This window comes from Symbiobacterium turbinis (genome assembly GCF_055383075.1).
Genome location: NZ_AP042433.1, coordinates 2,049,104 through 2,064,402, shown reverse-complemented (window position 1 = coordinate 2,064,402; position 15,299 = coordinate 2,049,104). Strand labels below are relative to the sequence as shown.

At 68.6% G+C, this 15,299-nt stretch carries 16 protein-coding genes; 13 read left to right on the top strand and 3 right to left on the bottom strand.

The annotated features are described in order from the left end of the window. Positions 1 to 158 precede the first annotated feature (158 nt). From ACZ45O_RS09845 to ACZ45O_RS09830, 4 genes are read left to right on the top strand one after another with little or no spacing between them, the layout of a single operon-like run. Positions 159 to 866, top strand: a complete 708-nt coding sequence (locus ACZ45O_RS09845; protein ID WP_464852627.1) for a TlpA disulfide reductase family protein — start codon at positions 159 to 161, stop codon at positions 864 to 866. 28 nt (positions 867 to 894) lie between these two features. Further along, positions 895 to 1,506 (top strand): DUF1405 domain-containing protein, encoded by a 612-nt coding sequence (locus ACZ45O_RS09840; protein ID WP_464852626.1) that lies wholly within the window; start codon positions 895 to 897, stop codon positions 1,504 to 1,506. 23 nt (positions 1,507 to 1,529) lie between these two features. After that, on the top strand, positions 1,530 to 1,826 hold the full coding sequence (locus tag ACZ45O_RS09835) for a metal-sensitive transcriptional regulator (protein ID WP_464852625.1): 297 nt from the start codon (positions 1,530 to 1,532) through the stop codon (positions 1,824 to 1,826). Further along, positions 1,823 to 2,215, top strand: coding sequence for a hypothetical protein (locus tag ACZ45O_RS09830; RefSeq protein ID WP_464852623.1), 393 nt, complete (start codon positions 1,823 to 1,825; stop codon positions 2,213 to 2,215). Before ACZ45O_RS09835 ends, ACZ45O_RS09830 begins: the two co-directional genes overlap by 4 nt. A 119-nt stretch (positions 2,216 to 2,334) precedes the next feature. Here the strand turns inward: ACZ45O_RS09830 and ACZ45O_RS09825 are convergent, their stop codons facing one another. The 3 genes from ACZ45O_RS09825 to ACZ45O_RS09815 form a co-directional block, all read right to left on the bottom strand. Beyond that, positions 2,335 to 2,577, bottom strand: coding sequence for a hypothetical protein (locus tag ACZ45O_RS09825; RefSeq protein ID WP_464852621.1), 243 nt, complete (start codon positions 2,575 to 2,577; stop codon positions 2,335 to 2,337). Between the two features lie 95 nt (positions 2,578 to 2,672). Beyond that, positions 2,673 to 3,242: an ArsR/SmtB family transcription factor gene (locus ACZ45O_RS09820; protein WP_464852619.1), complete on the bottom strand. Its 570-nt coding sequence runs from the start codon at positions 3,240 to 3,242 to the stop codon at positions 2,673 to 2,675. Between the two features lie 83 nt (positions 3,243 to 3,325). Beyond that, the gene (locus ACZ45O_RS09815; RefSeq protein WP_464852617.1) at positions 3,326 to 4,132 is read right to left on the bottom strand and encodes a class I SAM-dependent methyltransferase; all 807 of its coding nucleotides are present in this window, start codon (positions 4,130 to 4,132) and stop codon (positions 3,326 to 3,328) included. A 613-nt stretch (positions 4,133 to 4,745) separates the two neighbouring features. Here ACZ45O_RS09815 and ACZ45O_RS09810 point away from each other — a divergent pair. The 9 genes from ACZ45O_RS09810 (at position 4,746) to ACZ45O_RS09770 (ending at position 15,190) form a co-directional block, all read left to right on the top strand. Continuing rightward, complete coding sequence (locus tag ACZ45O_RS09810; RefSeq protein WP_464852615.1) at positions 4,746 to 5,201, top strand: hypothetical protein; 456 nt, start codon at positions 4,746 to 4,748, stop codon at positions 5,199 to 5,201. A gap of 379 nt (positions 5,202 to 5,580) precedes the next feature. Then, positions 5,581 to 6,846: an isocitrate dehydrogenase (NADP(+)) gene (gene icd, locus ACZ45O_RS09805; RefSeq protein ID WP_464852613.1), complete on the top strand. Its 1,266-nt coding sequence runs from the start codon at positions 5,581 to 5,583 to the stop codon at positions 6,844 to 6,846. 34 nt (positions 6,847 to 6,880) lie between these two features. Further along, entirely contained in the window at positions 6,881 to 7,828 is a 948-nt protein-coding gene (gene mdh / locus ACZ45O_RS09800) for a malate dehydrogenase (protein WP_464852611.1), read from the top strand. Between the two features lie 37 nt (positions 7,829 to 7,865). Further along, a complete protein-coding gene (locus ACZ45O_RS09795) occupies positions 7,866 to 9,185 on the top strand; it encodes a citrate (Si)-synthase (RefSeq protein ID WP_464852609.1) in 1,320 nt (439 codons plus the stop codon). Between the two features lie 194 nt (positions 9,186 to 9,379). Then, a complete protein-coding gene (gene ftsH / locus ACZ45O_RS09790) occupies positions 9,380 to 11,176 on the top strand; it encodes an ATP-dependent zinc metalloprotease FtsH (protein ID WP_464852608.1) in 1,797 nt (598 codons plus the stop codon). A gap of 269 nt (positions 11,177 to 11,445) precedes the next feature. Continuing rightward, entirely contained in the window at positions 11,446 to 12,234 is a 789-nt protein-coding gene (gene proB, locus ACZ45O_RS09785) for a glutamate 5-kinase (RefSeq protein ID WP_464852607.1), read from the top strand. Between the two features lie 10 nt (positions 12,235 to 12,244). Beyond that, positions 12,245 to 13,579 (top strand): glutamate-5-semialdehyde dehydrogenase, encoded by a 1,335-nt coding sequence (locus tag ACZ45O_RS09780; protein ID WP_464857710.1) that lies wholly within the window; start codon positions 12,245 to 12,247, stop codon positions 13,577 to 13,579. A 195-nt stretch (positions 13,580 to 13,774) separates the two neighbouring features. Beyond that, positions 13,775 to 14,557 carry an IclR family transcriptional regulator gene (locus tag ACZ45O_RS09775; RefSeq protein ID WP_464852606.1) on the top strand — a complete coding sequence of 261 codons (783 nt, stop codon included), beginning with the start codon at positions 13,775 to 13,777 and terminating at the stop codon, positions 14,555 to 14,557. A 159-nt stretch (positions 14,558 to 14,716) separates the two neighbouring features. Then, the gene (locus ACZ45O_RS09770) at positions 14,717 to 15,190 is read left to right on the top strand and encodes a MaoC/PaaZ C-terminal domain-containing protein (RefSeq protein ID WP_464852604.1); all 474 of its coding nucleotides are present in this window, start codon (positions 14,717 to 14,719) and stop codon (positions 15,188 to 15,190) included. Positions 15,191 to 15,299 lie beyond the last annotated feature (109 nt).

Genomic DNA, 15,299 nt, shown 5'->3' with positions numbered 1-15,299 from the left:
AATGTCAATACGTCAGAAGAGCAAGTAATGTTCGGTGTGAACAAGAAGAATGTCAGGGGGGAGTTGTGACCCAAACTGCTGTGGTATACTGGCGATAATGTGATGTGTGTGAGGAATGGGGTGTGCTCATCATGTTCAGACTGGCGGAGTTGCGTGCCGTGCGACGGAGTGCCCTTTCCCTGCTGGCCCTCGTGCTGCTGCTCGCGGGCTGCGGCGGGGTGCGGGCGAATGTGGAGGTTGGGGATTCTCCAGCACAGCCCGCCGGCGCCGGCGGCGACCCGGCGGCTGAGCAGGCGCCCGCTGAGGTCCTGGAGGTGAAGCCGCTGCCCGGCTACCTGGCGGCGGACTTCCGGGTGAAGGACGTGTTCACCGGCGAGGTCATCACCCTCTCCGACCTGAAGGGCACACCGGTCTTTCTGAACTTCTGGGCGACCTGGTGCCCCCCGTGCAAGGACGAGATGCCCGAGATGGAGGAGTTCCACCAGCAGATGGGCGATGAGGTCCGCGTGGTGGCGGTGAGCGGCGATCCCTCCGACTCGCCGCAGAAGATCGCCGCCTTTGCGGAGGCGATGGGCCTCACGTTCAGCGTGGCGCACGACGGCGGGAGCGCGGCCAGGGCCTACCGGGTCACGGGGCTGCCGACCTCCTTCTTCATCGACGCCGACGGCGTGATTCAGGTGCGGTACATGGGCCAGCTCTCCCTGGAGCAGATGAAGGAGTACGCGGAACTGGCCTCGAACCCAGCAGAGGATCAAGCTGATTCAGAGGAACCGGCAGATGCGGACGAACCGGCCGAACCGGCAGATCCGGCAGAGGCAGCGGAGCCGGCCGGGTCGGCAGAGCCTGAAGAATCGGCAGATCCGTAATCCCACCGCGAGGGGCTAATATCGGGGAATGACCTGGTTACTGGGCTTTCTGCGGAGCGTCGCCCACGACCGGCGATGGTGGTGGGCGCTCCTCACCGTAAACTTCCTGGGTTCGCTCTACGGTTTCTACTGGTACTGGCCACAGCTCTCGCAGACGCCGCCGGCCCGGTGGTTCATCGTGCCCGACAGCCCGGGCGCGACCTTCCTCTTCACCATCTGGCTGGGGCTCCTGCTCGCCGGTGCAGACTGGCGCAGGCCCGGCATGCAGCTCCTGGGAGCGGTGGCCTTCGTCTCGAATATGAAGTATGGCCTGTGGACCGCCATCGTGCTGCCCCAGGCCGGCATCAAGTATGGGTGGGAGTTCGAGTTTGTCCACCTGACCCTGTCACACCTGGCCATGTGGGCGCAGGGGATGTTGTTCGCGCGCCACTACCGGCCCGGGCCGCCCGCGGCCGCGCTGGCCCTGGTGTGGATGATCGTGCAGGATGCGGTGGACTACCGCCTGTGGATGACGCACCCGACGCTGCCGTACCAGGCGGAGTTCGGGTTTGCCCGGGGTGTGGCGGGCACGCTGTCGCTCATCTGGGGGCTGTTCCTGGTGGCGCAGTCCCTATCTCACGGGCGGCGGGTCCACGGGTGAGGAAGGAGGAGGAGGTCATCCCCATGGCGGAGAAGCGGCCCAGCGTGCGCGTGCCGCTGGTGCGGGACAAGGATGGGATCCTCTCCCGGCTGAAGAAGATCGAGGGCCAGGTGCGGGGCCTGCAGCGCATGGTGGAGGAGGACCGGTACTGCGTCGACATCCTCAACCAGGTGGCGGCGGTGGAGGCGGCCCTGAACCGGGTGGGCCTGATGCTGCTGGAGGGGCATGTGAAGGGCTGCATGGCGGCCGCCGTGCGGCGTGGCGAGGGCGATGAGGCGGTGGCCGAACTCATGGAAGTGCTGAGGCGGTTTGTGAAATGAGCGGGAAGGAGGCGCGAAGGCGGGGGCGGGCACAGCGATGGGCCCCCGTGGTGATCACCGCGCTCTTCTCCCTGCCGCTCCTGGCCGACCTGGTGGCGCAGGGCCTGGGCTACGAGGTGTTCTACCTGGCCGATCCGAAACTGCAGGCCGTGTGGGGAACCCTGGTCCAGGTCGTTGGCGGCGGGTCCGTCTACGTGCACGCGCTGCGGCAGGTGGCGGGCCGCCGCGTCTCACAGGCGGTGCTGTTGACCCTGCTTTCCACCCTGATTTACGCCATGGGGCTGTACGTCGCAGCGCTCAACCGGCAGGCAAATCTCTACTTCCTCGCCGCAGGCTGGACGCTGCTGGCAGGCTACCTGCTGGATGTGCGTGACAGCCACATCGAGTGATCCGCGCCGAACCCGATAAAGATCAAAGGGCCGTGGGTGTCTCCCACGGCCCTTGCGCGATTTCAGCGCAGGCGGCTGGGTCCTGCCGGACCCATTTGGTCTCGCAATGTAGGGAAGGATCAGATGCCGAACCAGCCCGGGTACCCGGCAATGCCCGGGATGCCCGCAGTGGTGGGGTACGCGGATGGTACCGTGGCCACGGTGGTGACCGGGACGGCGTACTCGTAGACGCGGTAGACCGTTGCGTTGGCGGCGGGGTAGGTGGCCGCCCCCGGCCAGATCGCCAGGTCATTGGCGCCGGCCTGGGCGCCAATGAACGGGGAGAAGGCGGCGATGTCGGTGCCGAATCCACCAAAGTTCATCCGCTTGCGCTCCTTTCGACTCGTGACCTGCGGGGTCCTCATGGAGAGGGGCCTTGCTCCCACACTATGTGAGGCCACGGGTCGAGGTGACAGCGCTAGCCTGCCCCGGACCCGCCCGGATGCGGGTACGCCAGGAAGTGGAAGGCGTAGTCGCCCTCGGCATCTTCGTAGCGGGCGACGAGCGCCCGAAGCTCCTTCAGGAACGCCTCGCGCCGTACGGCGCCGAGCCTCAGGCGGTACAGCCCGTGATGGGTCGTGCCGGCGCCCTCGCCGTCCTTTCCGGTTTGATCCCGGCTGGTTTGGCAGGCCCGCAGGAAGTCCGACTGAATCTGGTTCAGCTCGCGCACCAGGCCGGCCTCCAGCTGGCTGCGGCCCCCGGACTGGGCCGCCAGCAGGGGGTCCGTCTGGAACTCCTTCGCGATGGCCTGGTAGTACTTCTCCACGATGCCGTTCTGGGTCTCGCGGGTGAACTTCAGTTCCACCAGGCCGACCTTCAGCAGCTGCTTCACGTGGTAGCTGGTCTTGGCCGGCTCCTCGCCGAACAGGTCAGCCAGCTGCTTGGCGGTCATGGGCTTCTCGGTCAGCGTGGCGAGGATGCGCACGCGCGTCGCGTGGCTGAGCGCTTTCAGTTGGCGGATGTCACGAATGGTATAGGACTCCAGCACCAAGTCGTCGCCCCTTCATACATTTCCTGTGCACCGTCATTTTGCACATCAAGTTTAACATGCGAGGGTGAGATATCAAGTCCCTAAAGTATCTTCGTGGCGACGGCCTCCACGGCCGACCAGGTGAAGGGAAAGCCCGTGGGCCAGGCCATGGCCATGAGCTGCGCCGCGGCGCTTTGCACCCGGCTGACCTCGGCCTCGGTGAGGTCGCCGGGCCAGGTGGGGGCGATGACCGACATGAGCTGCACGAAGGGGACCGGTTCGGTGATCTGCTCGCGCTGTATACGGTTCTGCAGCCGTTCGACGACGAACCCGGCCTGCTGCATCAGGCCGGCCAGCTCGCCGGGGGTGGGCAGTTCGGGGATCGGCGGCGCACGGTCCGGGCCCAGCACGGCGCGGATGACGGCGTCGATGAGCAGAAACCACTCGCGGAAGCCCGGAGCGGTGGCGGTGATGAGCACCAACTGCCCGCCTGGCTTCAGCACGCGGGCCAGTCCGCGCATGGCGGACGGCCGGTCCCGGAACCAGTGGAAGACGGAATTGCAGATCACCAGATCAAAGGCGGCATCGGGGAATGGCAGCTGCTCCGCGTCGCCCAGGAGGATGGTCGCGGGGATTCCCAGCTGCCGGGCCTTCGCGGTGGCCACCGCGACCATGCCCGGGGAGATGTCGATGCCGACCAGAGGGCCTGTGGGAGCGAACCAGCGGGCGGCTTCGAAGAGGTTGAGTCCAGTGCCGCAGCCGACGTCGAGGATGGCCGGCCGCGGCCCCACCCGCACATAGGGCAGCACTCGGCGGATCGCGGCCAGGTAACTCTGTCCGGCCAGCAGGTCATACAGCGCCGACGTGCGCGAGTACCCCATGGCCAGCCGCGCCTTTTCGCCATCCACAGGACTGCACCCCCCGGACCTCAGCATATTCACACGGGGCAGATCCGTCCCAGGGACCGATTCGGCCGCACCTCCATAAGATGGCGTCAGTCATGCGAAATGCGCCCTGAGAGGTGGTTGACCGATGCGACACGGTTTCATCGCCGCGCCGCCCTTCATCCCGCCGGGCGGAATGCGAATACCCGGTCCCCCGCCCGCGATGCCTCCTTTGCCCGTCCACATGCCCCTGCCCCCCGCCGCCTCGCAGTCCTCCCAGCTCGCCGGGCCCTCTGCTGCACAGCCCGGGCCGGCCGGATCGGTTTCACCGGGGGCTCCCGCAGATCCGACCCAGGGGTTTCCGCCGCTGACGGCGCAGGGCTTCCCGGGCATGCCGGCGTCGGGCGTTCCGGGGTTGGCGCTGCAGGGTGTGCCGGGCGTGCCGGTTCAGGGTGTCTCCGGGCCGGCGCCGAATGGGCTCCCGGGTGCGCCGGCGCAGGGCCTCCCGGGTTTACCCGTCCAGGCGCTTCCGACCCCGCTTGCCGGCACGGCTCCCCAAGGCATTCCGAGCCCGGGCGCGCAGGGCTTCCCGATGCCGCCGGGCTTTGGGGGCATGGCGCCGCAAGGCGTTCCCGGCATGATGGCGCAAGGCTTCCCGGGTCTTTCGCAGCAGGCTGCACCCGGCTCGCAGGACCTCTTCGGCCTTCCGGCGTCCTCCGCCGAGGCCTTCGCGGCTGAAGCGGCCTCGGCCGGCACGGCCTCGACTGATGCGGGCACGGCCTCGACTGCTGCGGGCACGACCTCCACTGCTGCGGGCACTGCGCCGGCTCCCGCAGGCGCATTCCCGGGCGCCGATCCGTTCTGGGCGCAGCGGCAGGCGCTGGCCCAGCAACTCCTGGCGCAGCAGGCGGTTCAGCAGCAGGCGGCCTTGGCGGCGATGCTGCCCGGTATGGCGGACCAGGCCTTTGGGGCATCTGAGACAGCCGCGCCGGAGCCCGACGCGCCGGCCCCTGCCCCTTCCACACAGCGTCGGCTGAGAGCCGGTGCCTACTCGACCAGAGGCCTCGGGGGCGGTTATTCGACCCGGGGCTGAACGGGTCCATCTGGCACATACCCGGGGGCTCCGCAGGCGCGGAGCCCCCGGGCTGTTCGCGCGGTGGAGCCAAATCCGACATTTTTATCTTCGAAACGTCAATGACACTTCCACACAGGCTGAAGAGTTGGTACTATAGTGCATGAGGACGACCATCCTAATAGTACCGATGTGCACAGGCCATCCTCCCCTGTGCTCATTCTGTGATAGTTTTCACGAGCTTTGGCCAGGGCGGGCAGCCCACCGCCCTCTGGCCAAATGGCGATAATCGGAGGGATCAGGCTTCCCTTGCCCCGCGCCTCACCGGGGCCGTCTCCAGCAGGCTGCCTGCGCCCTCCACGCGGCCCTGAAGGCCGTAAAGGACGATGGAGGTGCTGATGTGGCGAAGTTTACCAAGCTGACCCCGCCCGAAGGCCAGAAGATCACCATGGTAGACGGCCGGTTGGTCGTTCCGGACAACCCCATCATCCCGTTCATCGAGGGCGACGGCACGGGCCCCGACATCTGGGCGGCCGCGCAGCCGGTGCTCGACGCCGCTGTGGAAAAGGCGTACGGAGGCAAGCGCAAGATCGTCTGGTTCGAGGTCTACGCCGGCGAGAAGTGCCTGAACAAGTTCGGTGAGTGGCTGATCGACGACACGGTGGAGGCCATCCGCGAGTACCGCGTCGCCATCAAGGGTCCCCTGACGACGCCGGTGGGCGGCGGCATCCGGTCCCTCAACGTCACCCTGCGGCAGATGCTGGACCTGTACGCGTGCGTCCGGCCCGTGCGCTGGTTCCCCGGCGTGCCCAGCCCCGTGAAGGAGCCGCACAAGACCGACGTGGTCATCTTCCGGGAGAACACCGAGGATATCTACGCCGGCATCGAGTGGAAGGCCGGCACCGCCGAGGCCCGCAAGGTCCAGGCCCTGCTGGCCGAGGAGATGGGCGTGAAGTTCCCCAACAGCGACCGGTCCGACATGATCGGCGTGGGCATCAAGCCCGTCTCGGAGTTCGGCTCCAAGCGGCTCATCCGCGCTGCCATTCAATACGCTATCGACAATCGGCGTAAGTCCGTTACGCTTGTTCACAAGGGCAACATCCAGAAGTTCACCGAGGGCGCCTTCCGTGACTGGGGCTACCAGGTGGCCGTCGAGGAGTTCCGCCCGTACGTCATCACCGAGGACGAGCTCTGGTCCGACGAGTACAAGGGCAAGATGCCCGAGGGCAAGATCCTGATCCGCGACCGCATTGCCGACATCACCTTCCAGCAGCTCCTGCTGCGGCCCGACGAGTGGGACGTCATCGCCACGCTCAACCTGAACGGCGACTACCTCTCGGACCACGTCGCGGCCATGGTGGGCGGCATCGGCATCGCCCCCGGCGCCAACATCTCCTACAGCGAGGGCTACGGCCTGTTCGAGGCCACCCACGGCACCGCGCCCAAGTACGCCGGGCTCGACAAGGTCAACCCCGGCTCGGTGATCCTCTCCGGCGAGATGATGCTCCGCTACATGGGCTGGCACGAGGCCGCTGACCTCATCATCAAGGGGCTGAGCGCCACGATCGCCCAGAAGACGGTGACCTACGACTTCGCCCGGCTCACCGAAGGCGCCACTGAGGTGAAGTGCTCGGAGTTCGGCAGGCTGATCATCGAAAATATGTAGTTCAACTGCAGCAGGGAAAGGGGCAGGGATTTTGATGAAGCGGAACAAGATCGCGATTATTGGCTCTGGCTTCACCGGTCAGGGAACTGCCCTGTTCGCGGCTGCCCGCGACCTGGGGGACATCGTGCTGGTCGACCTGCCGGTCAAGGAGAACTTTGCCAAGGGCGTCGCCCTGGACCTGATGGAGGCCATGCCCGTCTACGGCAGCGACACCCGCCTGACGGGCACCGCCGACTACGCTGACATCGCCGGGGCAGACGTGGTCGTGATCACCGCCGGCGTGCCGCGCAAGCCCGGCATGAGCCGCGAGGACCTGGTCAACACCAACGCCGCCATCGTGAAGGATGTAGCCGAGAAGGTGGCGAAATATGCGCCCAACTCGGTGATCATCGTCCTCTCGAACCCCGTCGACTCCATGACCTACGTGGCCCTGAAGGCCTCGGGCTTCCCCAAGAACCGGGTGATCGGCCAGTCCGGCGTGCTGGACACCGCGCGCTTCCGGACCTTCCTGGCTGAGGCCATCGGCTGCTCCTTCCAGGACGTCGTCGGCTGCGTCCTCGGCGGCCACGGCGACGATATGGTGCCCCTGGTGCGGTACACCTCTGCCGGCGGCATCCCGGTGGAGAAGCTGCTGCCGAAGGAGACCATCGACGCCATCGTCGAGCGCACCCGCAAGGGCGGCGGCGAGATCGTCAACCTCATGGGCACCTCCGCCGGCTACGCCCCGGGCATGGCCCTGGTCGAGATGATCGAGGCGATCCTGAAGGACCGCAAGCGCATTCTGCCCTCCATCGCCTACCTGGAGGGCGAGTACGGGTACAACGACATGTGCCTGGGCGTGATGACCCTGCTCGGCGGCAACGGTTTGGAGCGGGTGATCGAGATCGACCTGACGGATGAGGAGAAGGCTGCGCTGGACAAGGGCGCCCGGGGCGTGAAGCAGCTCATCGAGATGCTGAAGGCGGGCGTCCTGGCGCAGTAGCCGGCCGAGGACATCGAACCGGGGAGGGAAGGAGATCGTGTCACAGTTGAAGGCGACCCTGGCGCGGAAGGTCGAAGAGCATCGCGTTCGGACACAGCGCCTGCTGAAAGAGTACGGCCACGTGGTCATCGATGAGGTGACGATCGCGCAGGCCATCGGCGGGGCGCGGGATGTCCGCTGCCTGGTCACCGACATCTCCTACCTGGATCCGCTGGAGGGGATCCGGTTCCGCGGCAAGACCATCGCCGAGACGTTCGAGGCGCTGCCCAAGGCGCCGGGCGGCGAGTACCCGACGGTGGAGGCGTTCTGGTACTTCCTGCTCACCGGCGAGGTGCCGACCCCGGAGCAGGCGGATGAGGTCGTCGCCGAGTGGAAGCAGCGGCGGGTGGTGCCTGCGTACGTCTACGACGTGATCCGGGCCCTGCCCAAGGACAGCCACCCGATGACCATGCTCTCCGCGGGCATCCTCGCGATGCAGCGGGAGTCCAAGTTCGCGCAGTACTACCACTCGGGCGAGTACAACAAGCAACGGGCCTGGGAGTACATGTACGAGGACGCGAGCGACCTGGTGGCCCGCATCCCGATGATCGCCGCCTATATCTACCGCTACAAGTACAAGGATGACGTCCATATTCCGCCCGACCGCGATCTGGACATGGGCGCCAACTTCGCCCACATGATGGGCGTGCCGAAACCGTACGACGATGTCTCCCGCATGTACTTCATCCTGCACTCCGACCACGAGTCGGGCAACGTCTCCGCCCACACCGGCCACCTGGTGGCCTCGGCGCTGTCGGACGCGTACTATGCGTACTCGGCGGCCCTGAACGGGCTGGCCGGCCCCCTGCACGGGCTGGCCAACCAGGAGGTCCTGCGCTGGATCATGCAGTTCCAGCAGAAGCTGGGCGAGGGCGTGGAGCCGACCCGGGAGAACGTCACGCAGGCGCTGTGGGATACGCTCAACGCCGGCCAGGTCATTCCGGGCTACGGCCACGCCGTGCTGCGCAAGACCGACCCGCGCTACACCGCACAGCGGGAGTTCTGCCTGAAGCACCTGCCCGACGACCCGCTGTTCAAGCTGGTCAGCATGATCTACGAGGTCGCCCCGGGCGTGCTGATGGAGCACGGCAAGGCCAAGAACCCCTGGCCGAACGTCGACGCCCAGTCCGGCGTCATCCAGTGGCACTACGGCGTGCGGGAGTGGGACTTCTACACCGTTCTGTTCGGCGTGGGCCGGGCCCTGGGGGTCATGGCCAACATCACGTGGGACCGGGCCCTGGGTTACCCGATCGAACGGCCGAAGTCGGTCACCACCGACATGCTGGAGGAGTGGGGGGCGGCCGGAGGCCGCAAGTAGCGAGGGTTAGTGTGCCCAAGCTCCGGGAGGAGATGCACGGTGCGTTTCCTCCCGGCTTTTCTTGTTTCAGGCGTGCGCAGGCACCCCGGACGGGCCGGCGGAATAGGATTCGGAGAGCAGATGGGCTGCAGACCGAACCTGAGGGCGGCTTTTTGCGTGTATAGATGGGATGGAGCCGTGCAGGAGGTGTGTCGATGCCGGCGGTTGTGCGGTGGTGGGCGGGCGCGGTCCTGCTCATCGCGGCCATGCTGCTTGGTCGGCCGGCCGCGGCACAGGAGGTTCAGGAGGTGCCGTACAGCCAGTTCGTCCAGGACGTGCAGGCGCGCCGGGTGGCCCACGCCCGCATATCGGGACAGCGGCTGGAGGCGGCCTACCGGGACGGCGCCGCGAAGGTCGTCATCCTGCCGCCCGGCGACGTGCGCCTGCCGGGCCTGCTGATGCAGTACGGGGTGCGGGTGGAGTACATCCGGCAGGCGGATCCGGTCGCGTTCCGAACCCTGCTGCGCCTGGTGCCCCCGCTCCTCATCCTGGGCGCGATCCTGTGGCTGAGCCGCCGTTCCGCGGGCGGCAGCGGCGGGCTGCTGACCATGGAGCAGAGCCCGGCGCGCCTCTTCCGGGCCGGGGAGGGCAGCGTGACGCTGGCGGACGTGGCCGGACTCGACGAGGTGAAGGCGGAGCTGCAGGAGGTCGTCGACTTCCTGCGCGAGCCGGAGCGCTACGCGGCCCTGGGCGCCCGCATCCCCCGGGGCATCCTGCTCTCGGGCCCGCCGGGCACGGGGAAGACGCTGCTGGCCCGGGCCCTGGCCGGCGAGGCGGACGTGCCCTTCTTCTCGGCCTCCGGCTCCGACTTCGTGGAGATGTTCGCCGGCACCGGCGCTGCCCGGGTGCGGGCGCTCTTTGCCCGGGCCCGGGAGTCGGCCCCCTGCATCGTGTTCATCGACGAGATCGACGCCCTGGCCCGCCGGCGCGGGGTCAGCGTGGGCGGCGGCGCCGAGGAGCGGGAGCAGACCATCAACCAGCTGCTGGTGGAGATGGATGGCTTCGAGGGCGGCGACGGCGTCCTGGTGGTGGCCGCGACCAACCGGCCAGACGTGCTGGACCCGGCGATCCTCCGCCCCGGCCGCTTTGACCGGCACCTGACCGTGGATCCGCCTGACCGGAAGGGGCGGGAGCAGATCCTGGCGGTGCACGCCCGCGCGAAGCGGCTGAGCCAGACGGTGGCCCTGGCAGAGGTGGCCCGGCTCACCCCGGGCTTCACCGGCGCCGATCTGGCCAACCTGCTCAACGAGGCGGCCCTGCTGGCTGTGCGGGCAGGGGAGCGGGAGATCGGCTGGTCCCAGGTGGCGATGGCGCTGGAGCGGGTGGTGAGCGGCGGGCCGCCGCGCCGGGTGCGCGGCGCCGCGGCCGACCGGGTGCGGGCCGCCTACCACGAGGCCGGCCACGCGCTGGCGGGCGTCTGCCTGCGGGGCCCCGGCCGCCTGGTCAGGGTGTCGGTGCTGCCCCACGGGCGCGCCCTGGGCCACACGCTCTTCCGGGACGACGATGAGGAGCGGTACCTGCACAGCCGGCGCCACGCGCTCGATCGCCTGACCGAGCTCATGGCCGGCCGGGCGGCGGAGGAGCTGGCCCTGGGCGAGCCCAGCGCCGGAGCGGCCGACGACCTGGAGCGGGCCACCCGGCTCGCCCGCGCGATGGTGACGCGCTGGGGCATGGACCCGGAGATCGGCCCGGTGCGACTCCGGCACGAGGTGGAGGGGGAGGAGAGCCAAAGGCAGGCGGACCGGGCGATGCGGGCCCTGGTGGAGGAGGCCGGGCGCGCCGCCCGGGCGCTGCTGGAGGCCCGCATGCCGGCCCTGGAGCGGCTGGCCGCGGCCCTGCTGGAGCGGGAACGGCTGGAAGGCGAAGAGGCGGAGGCCCTGCTGGAGTTGACACCCGGCGCAAACCCTTCTATAATCGTGGCTAATACTTCACGCGATGAAGGGAACCAGTAGAAGGGCACCAGCCCTACACAGAGAGCCGGGCCTTGTGGTGCAAGCCCGGCTGGGCGCTGGCCTTTGAACCCATCCCGGAGCTGGCGGCGAAGAGTCGTCCCGGGAAGCCCGGCCCGTTATCCCCGGGGGCGCCTTGGTTGGGCGCTGCGCAATGAGTGGGCGCGCGGGCAGAGGTCCGCGGCTCAGGCTGGTGGTACCACGGGAGAAAACCCCGTCCGGCATGGACGGGGTTATTATTTTTCGGATCAACGACGAGGGAGGCGGCGGGTTTGCGTGCGCGTCTACGGCAATGTAAGCGGATCATTATTAAGGTGGGTACATCGACGCTGACCCATCCCGGCGGCCACCTGCACCTGGGCCGCATGGAGGCGCTGGTCCGGCAGATCGCCGACCTGCACTTCGAGGGGCGCCAGGTGATCCTGGTGACCTCGGGGGCGGTGGGCGCCGGCCTGGGCAAGCTGGGCCTCACCGAGCGGCCGGCGGAGGTGGCCGCCAAGCAGGCCCTGGCGGCGGTGGGCCAGGGGCTCCTGATGCAGCGGTACGAAGGGCTCTTCGGCGAGTACGGGCTGGTGGTGGGGCAGGTGCTGCTTACCCGGGAGGACCTGGAGGATCCCGGCCGGCGGGAGTCCTCGGCCCAGGTGATGGAGCGGCTGCTCGAATGGGGGGTCGTCCCCATCGTCAACGAGAACGACACGGTGACCAGCGAGGAGATCCGGGTGGGCGACAACGACACGCTGTCCGCCCGGGTGGCCGCGCTGGTGGGCGCCGATCTGCTGATCCTGCTCTCGGATGTGGAGGGGCTCTACCCCGCCGATCCGCAACTGCACCCGGGGCTCTCGCCGCTCTCGGTGGTCTCGCCCGACGACGACCTCGACAGCATGGCCGGCGGGGCCGGCAGCGCCAACGGCACGGGGGGGATGGTGACCAAGGTGGCGGCCGCCCGCATCTGCGCGGAGCACGGCATCCCGATGGTCCTGGCCAGGGGCGAGCGGCAGGATGTGCTCAGGCAGATCATGGCCGGCGAGGAGATCGGCACACTGTTTATTCGGGAGGGGTAACGCCATGGCGATGGATGTGCGGAGCATGGCCCGGCAGGCCCGGGCGGCCCAGCGGCGGCTGGAGCTGACGACGACGGAGGAGCGGAACGCGGCCCTGGAGGCGATCGCCCGGGCGCTGGAGGCGCACGCGGAGAGAATCGTGGCGGCCAACGCGGCTGACCTGGCCGCTGCGGAGGAGGCCGGCCTCTCCGGCCCGATGATCGCCCGGCTCAGGCTGGATGAGGCGAAGCTGGCGGGGGTGATCCGCGGCGTGCGGGCGGTGGCCGAGCTGCCCGACCCGCTGGCGGCGGAGCCCGAGGCCTGGGTGCGTCCCAACGGGCTGCGCATCCAGCGGGTGCGGGTGCCCCTGGGGGTCATCGGCATCATCTACGAGTCGCGCCCCGGCGTCACGGTGGACGCCGCCGTCCTGTGTCTGAAGGCGGGCAACGCCGTGCTGCTGAAGGGCGGCAAGGAGGCGGCCCGTTCCAACGCGGCCCTGGGCGAGGCGATGGCGGCGGGGCTGCGGGACGCGGGGCTGCCGGTGGAGCTGGCGCAGGTGCTGCCCTCCTCCCGGGAGGCGGCGGCGGAGCTGATGGCGGCCCACGGGCTGGTGGACGTGTTGATCCCCCGCGGCGGGGCGGGGCTCATCCGGGCCACGGTGGAGCAGTCGCGGGTGCCGGTGATCGAGACGGGCACGGGGGTGTGCCACGTGTACGTGCACGCCGCGGCGGACCTGGGCATGGCCCGGGAGATCGTCCTCAACGCCAAGCTCTCCAACCCGGCGGTCTGCAACGCGGCTGAGACCTTGCTGGTGGACCGGGAGGTGGCCGGTCGCTTCCTGGCCGACGTGGGCCCGGCGCTCCTGGCCGCGGGGGTGCGCCTCCGGGCATGCCCGGAGGCCCTGGCGCTGCTGGCGGAGGCGGGCGTTGGCGCAAGTGCTGGTGCTGGGGCTGGTGCCGGCGTTGGGGTTCGCGCGGGTGTGGGCGCTGGCGAAGGTGCAGCCGCCGGCGCTGCGGTGGAGCCGGCCCGGGAGGATGACTGGGCGGCGGAGTACCTGGGCCTCACCCTGGCGGTGAAGGTGGTGGCCGGCCTGGACGAGGCCCTGGCGCACATCGCCCGCTACGGCACCGGCCACTCGGAGGCGATCGTCACCGCCGACGCCGCGGTGGCCGACCGCTTCCTGCGCTCCGTGGACGCCGCGACCGTCTACCACAACGCCTCCACGCGCTTCACCGACGGCGGAGAGTTCGGCTTCGGCGCGGAGATCGGCATCTCCACCCAGAAGCTGCACGCCCGGGGTCCCATGGGGCTGGCTGAACTGACGACGTACAAGTACGTGGTGCTCGGGTCAGGGCAGGTGCGGTGATTGATCGCGAACCGCGATCAACACCCAACGATTATTCAATCAAATGTTGCAGAACGCCGTTCCCTCTGGCGGAACGGCCTGTGGTAGAATGGGGCCGAGGTCACTGTCCCAATGGGGCGGGGGCGGGAGGCTGGAGACCCGCGCCCGCCGGAGGCATTCAGTCGGACCCGGAAGCGGCCGGGGTGGGCTGGCCCTGTGCCGCAGCCGGGGCGACTCCCTCAGAGGGGAGGGAGATGGCTGAAGGAAGAAGGACAAACGATCCGGTCTGTCGAGCGCGCCCTGGACGTCCTGCTCTGCTTCGCCGGCGAGCGGGGCGGCCTGGGCGTGACCCAAATTGCGGAGAAGGTCGGACTGTACAAGTCGACCGTGCACCGGATTCTGGCGGCCCTGGAGTCGCGCGGCTTCGTGCGGCGTGAGCCGGAGACGGGCCGGTACCACCTGGGGCTGAAGGCGCTGGAACTGGCCCAGGTCTACCTCTCCTCCGGCGACCTGCCGACGATCGCCCTGGGCGAGATGCTGCAGCTGCGGGACCTGGCCCAGGAGACCGTGAGCCTCTACGTGCGCGACGGCGCCGAGCGCGTGCGCGTGCAGCGGGCGGAGGGCCCGCTGACGGTGCGCCGGGTGGTCGGACTGGGCGAGCGGCTGCCGCTCTACCTGGGCGCGTCGGGCAAGATCCTGCTGGCCTGGTGCCCGCCGGAGGAGCGGGCGCGCATCCTCGATGAGCAGCTTCCTCCAGGGTTCGACCGGGCCGGGCTGGAGGCCCGGCTGGAAGAAGCCCGGGAGCAGGGCTGGGCCCTGAGCCTGGAGGAGCGGGAGGAGGGCGTGGCCTCTGTGGCGGCGCCGATCATCGACCGCGCAGGCCGCTGCGCGGCTGCGCTGGCCATCTCGGGTCCGGTGAGCCGGTTCGACGAGGAGCGGGTGGCCCTGTTCAGCCGCGCCGTGCAGGCGACGGCCCGGGCCATCGGGATGAAGTTGTAGCTGGATCAGTGAAAGCGGGGCCATGCCGTGGAGGCATGGCCCCGCTTTTCTGCGCGCTGCCGGGCGAAGCGCTGTGACACACGCCGGGATCCAACATAGGCTGCATGGGGCAATTCGCCGTGGTATGATTAGTCATGAAGTTGGCAAAGGGGTGATGGCATGAGCCTGTTCTGGGACGAGCTGGGGATGAGCTTCAGCGAACTCTACGTCGGGCAGAAGGCCACGTACAGCCGCAAGGTGAGCAAGCAGGACGTGCTGCAGTATATGAGCCTGTCGGGGGACCTCAACCCGCTGTACGGCGATGCCACCTACGCCGGGCGCACCACCTACGGCCACCCGATCGTTCCCGCAAACATGCTGGCGGGCTTTGCGATGGGGGCCGTGGCCGCCGTGCTGCCGGGGCTGGGGTCGGTTACCCACGCGCACAGCTACCGGCTCCTGCACCCGCCCCGCATCGGCGACGAGGTTACCGCCGAGATGGAGATCGTGGAGCTGCACCCGGATACGCAGCGAGTGGTCATCAAGTACCTGATCCGGGACCAGAACGGGCGGGAGCTGCAGCACGGCACCATGGAGGTGGAGCCCCCGCAGCAGCTGAGGCCGATGCTCCGCCACGATTACGAGACCTTTTGACCTAACGCAGAGCGTCTTTCTATACCAAAATAACTAGGGATATGGTACTTTAGGGCTGACTTGTGTCACCTGATTTGCTACAGTGGAGATAGGTGAAATTCACCCCTGT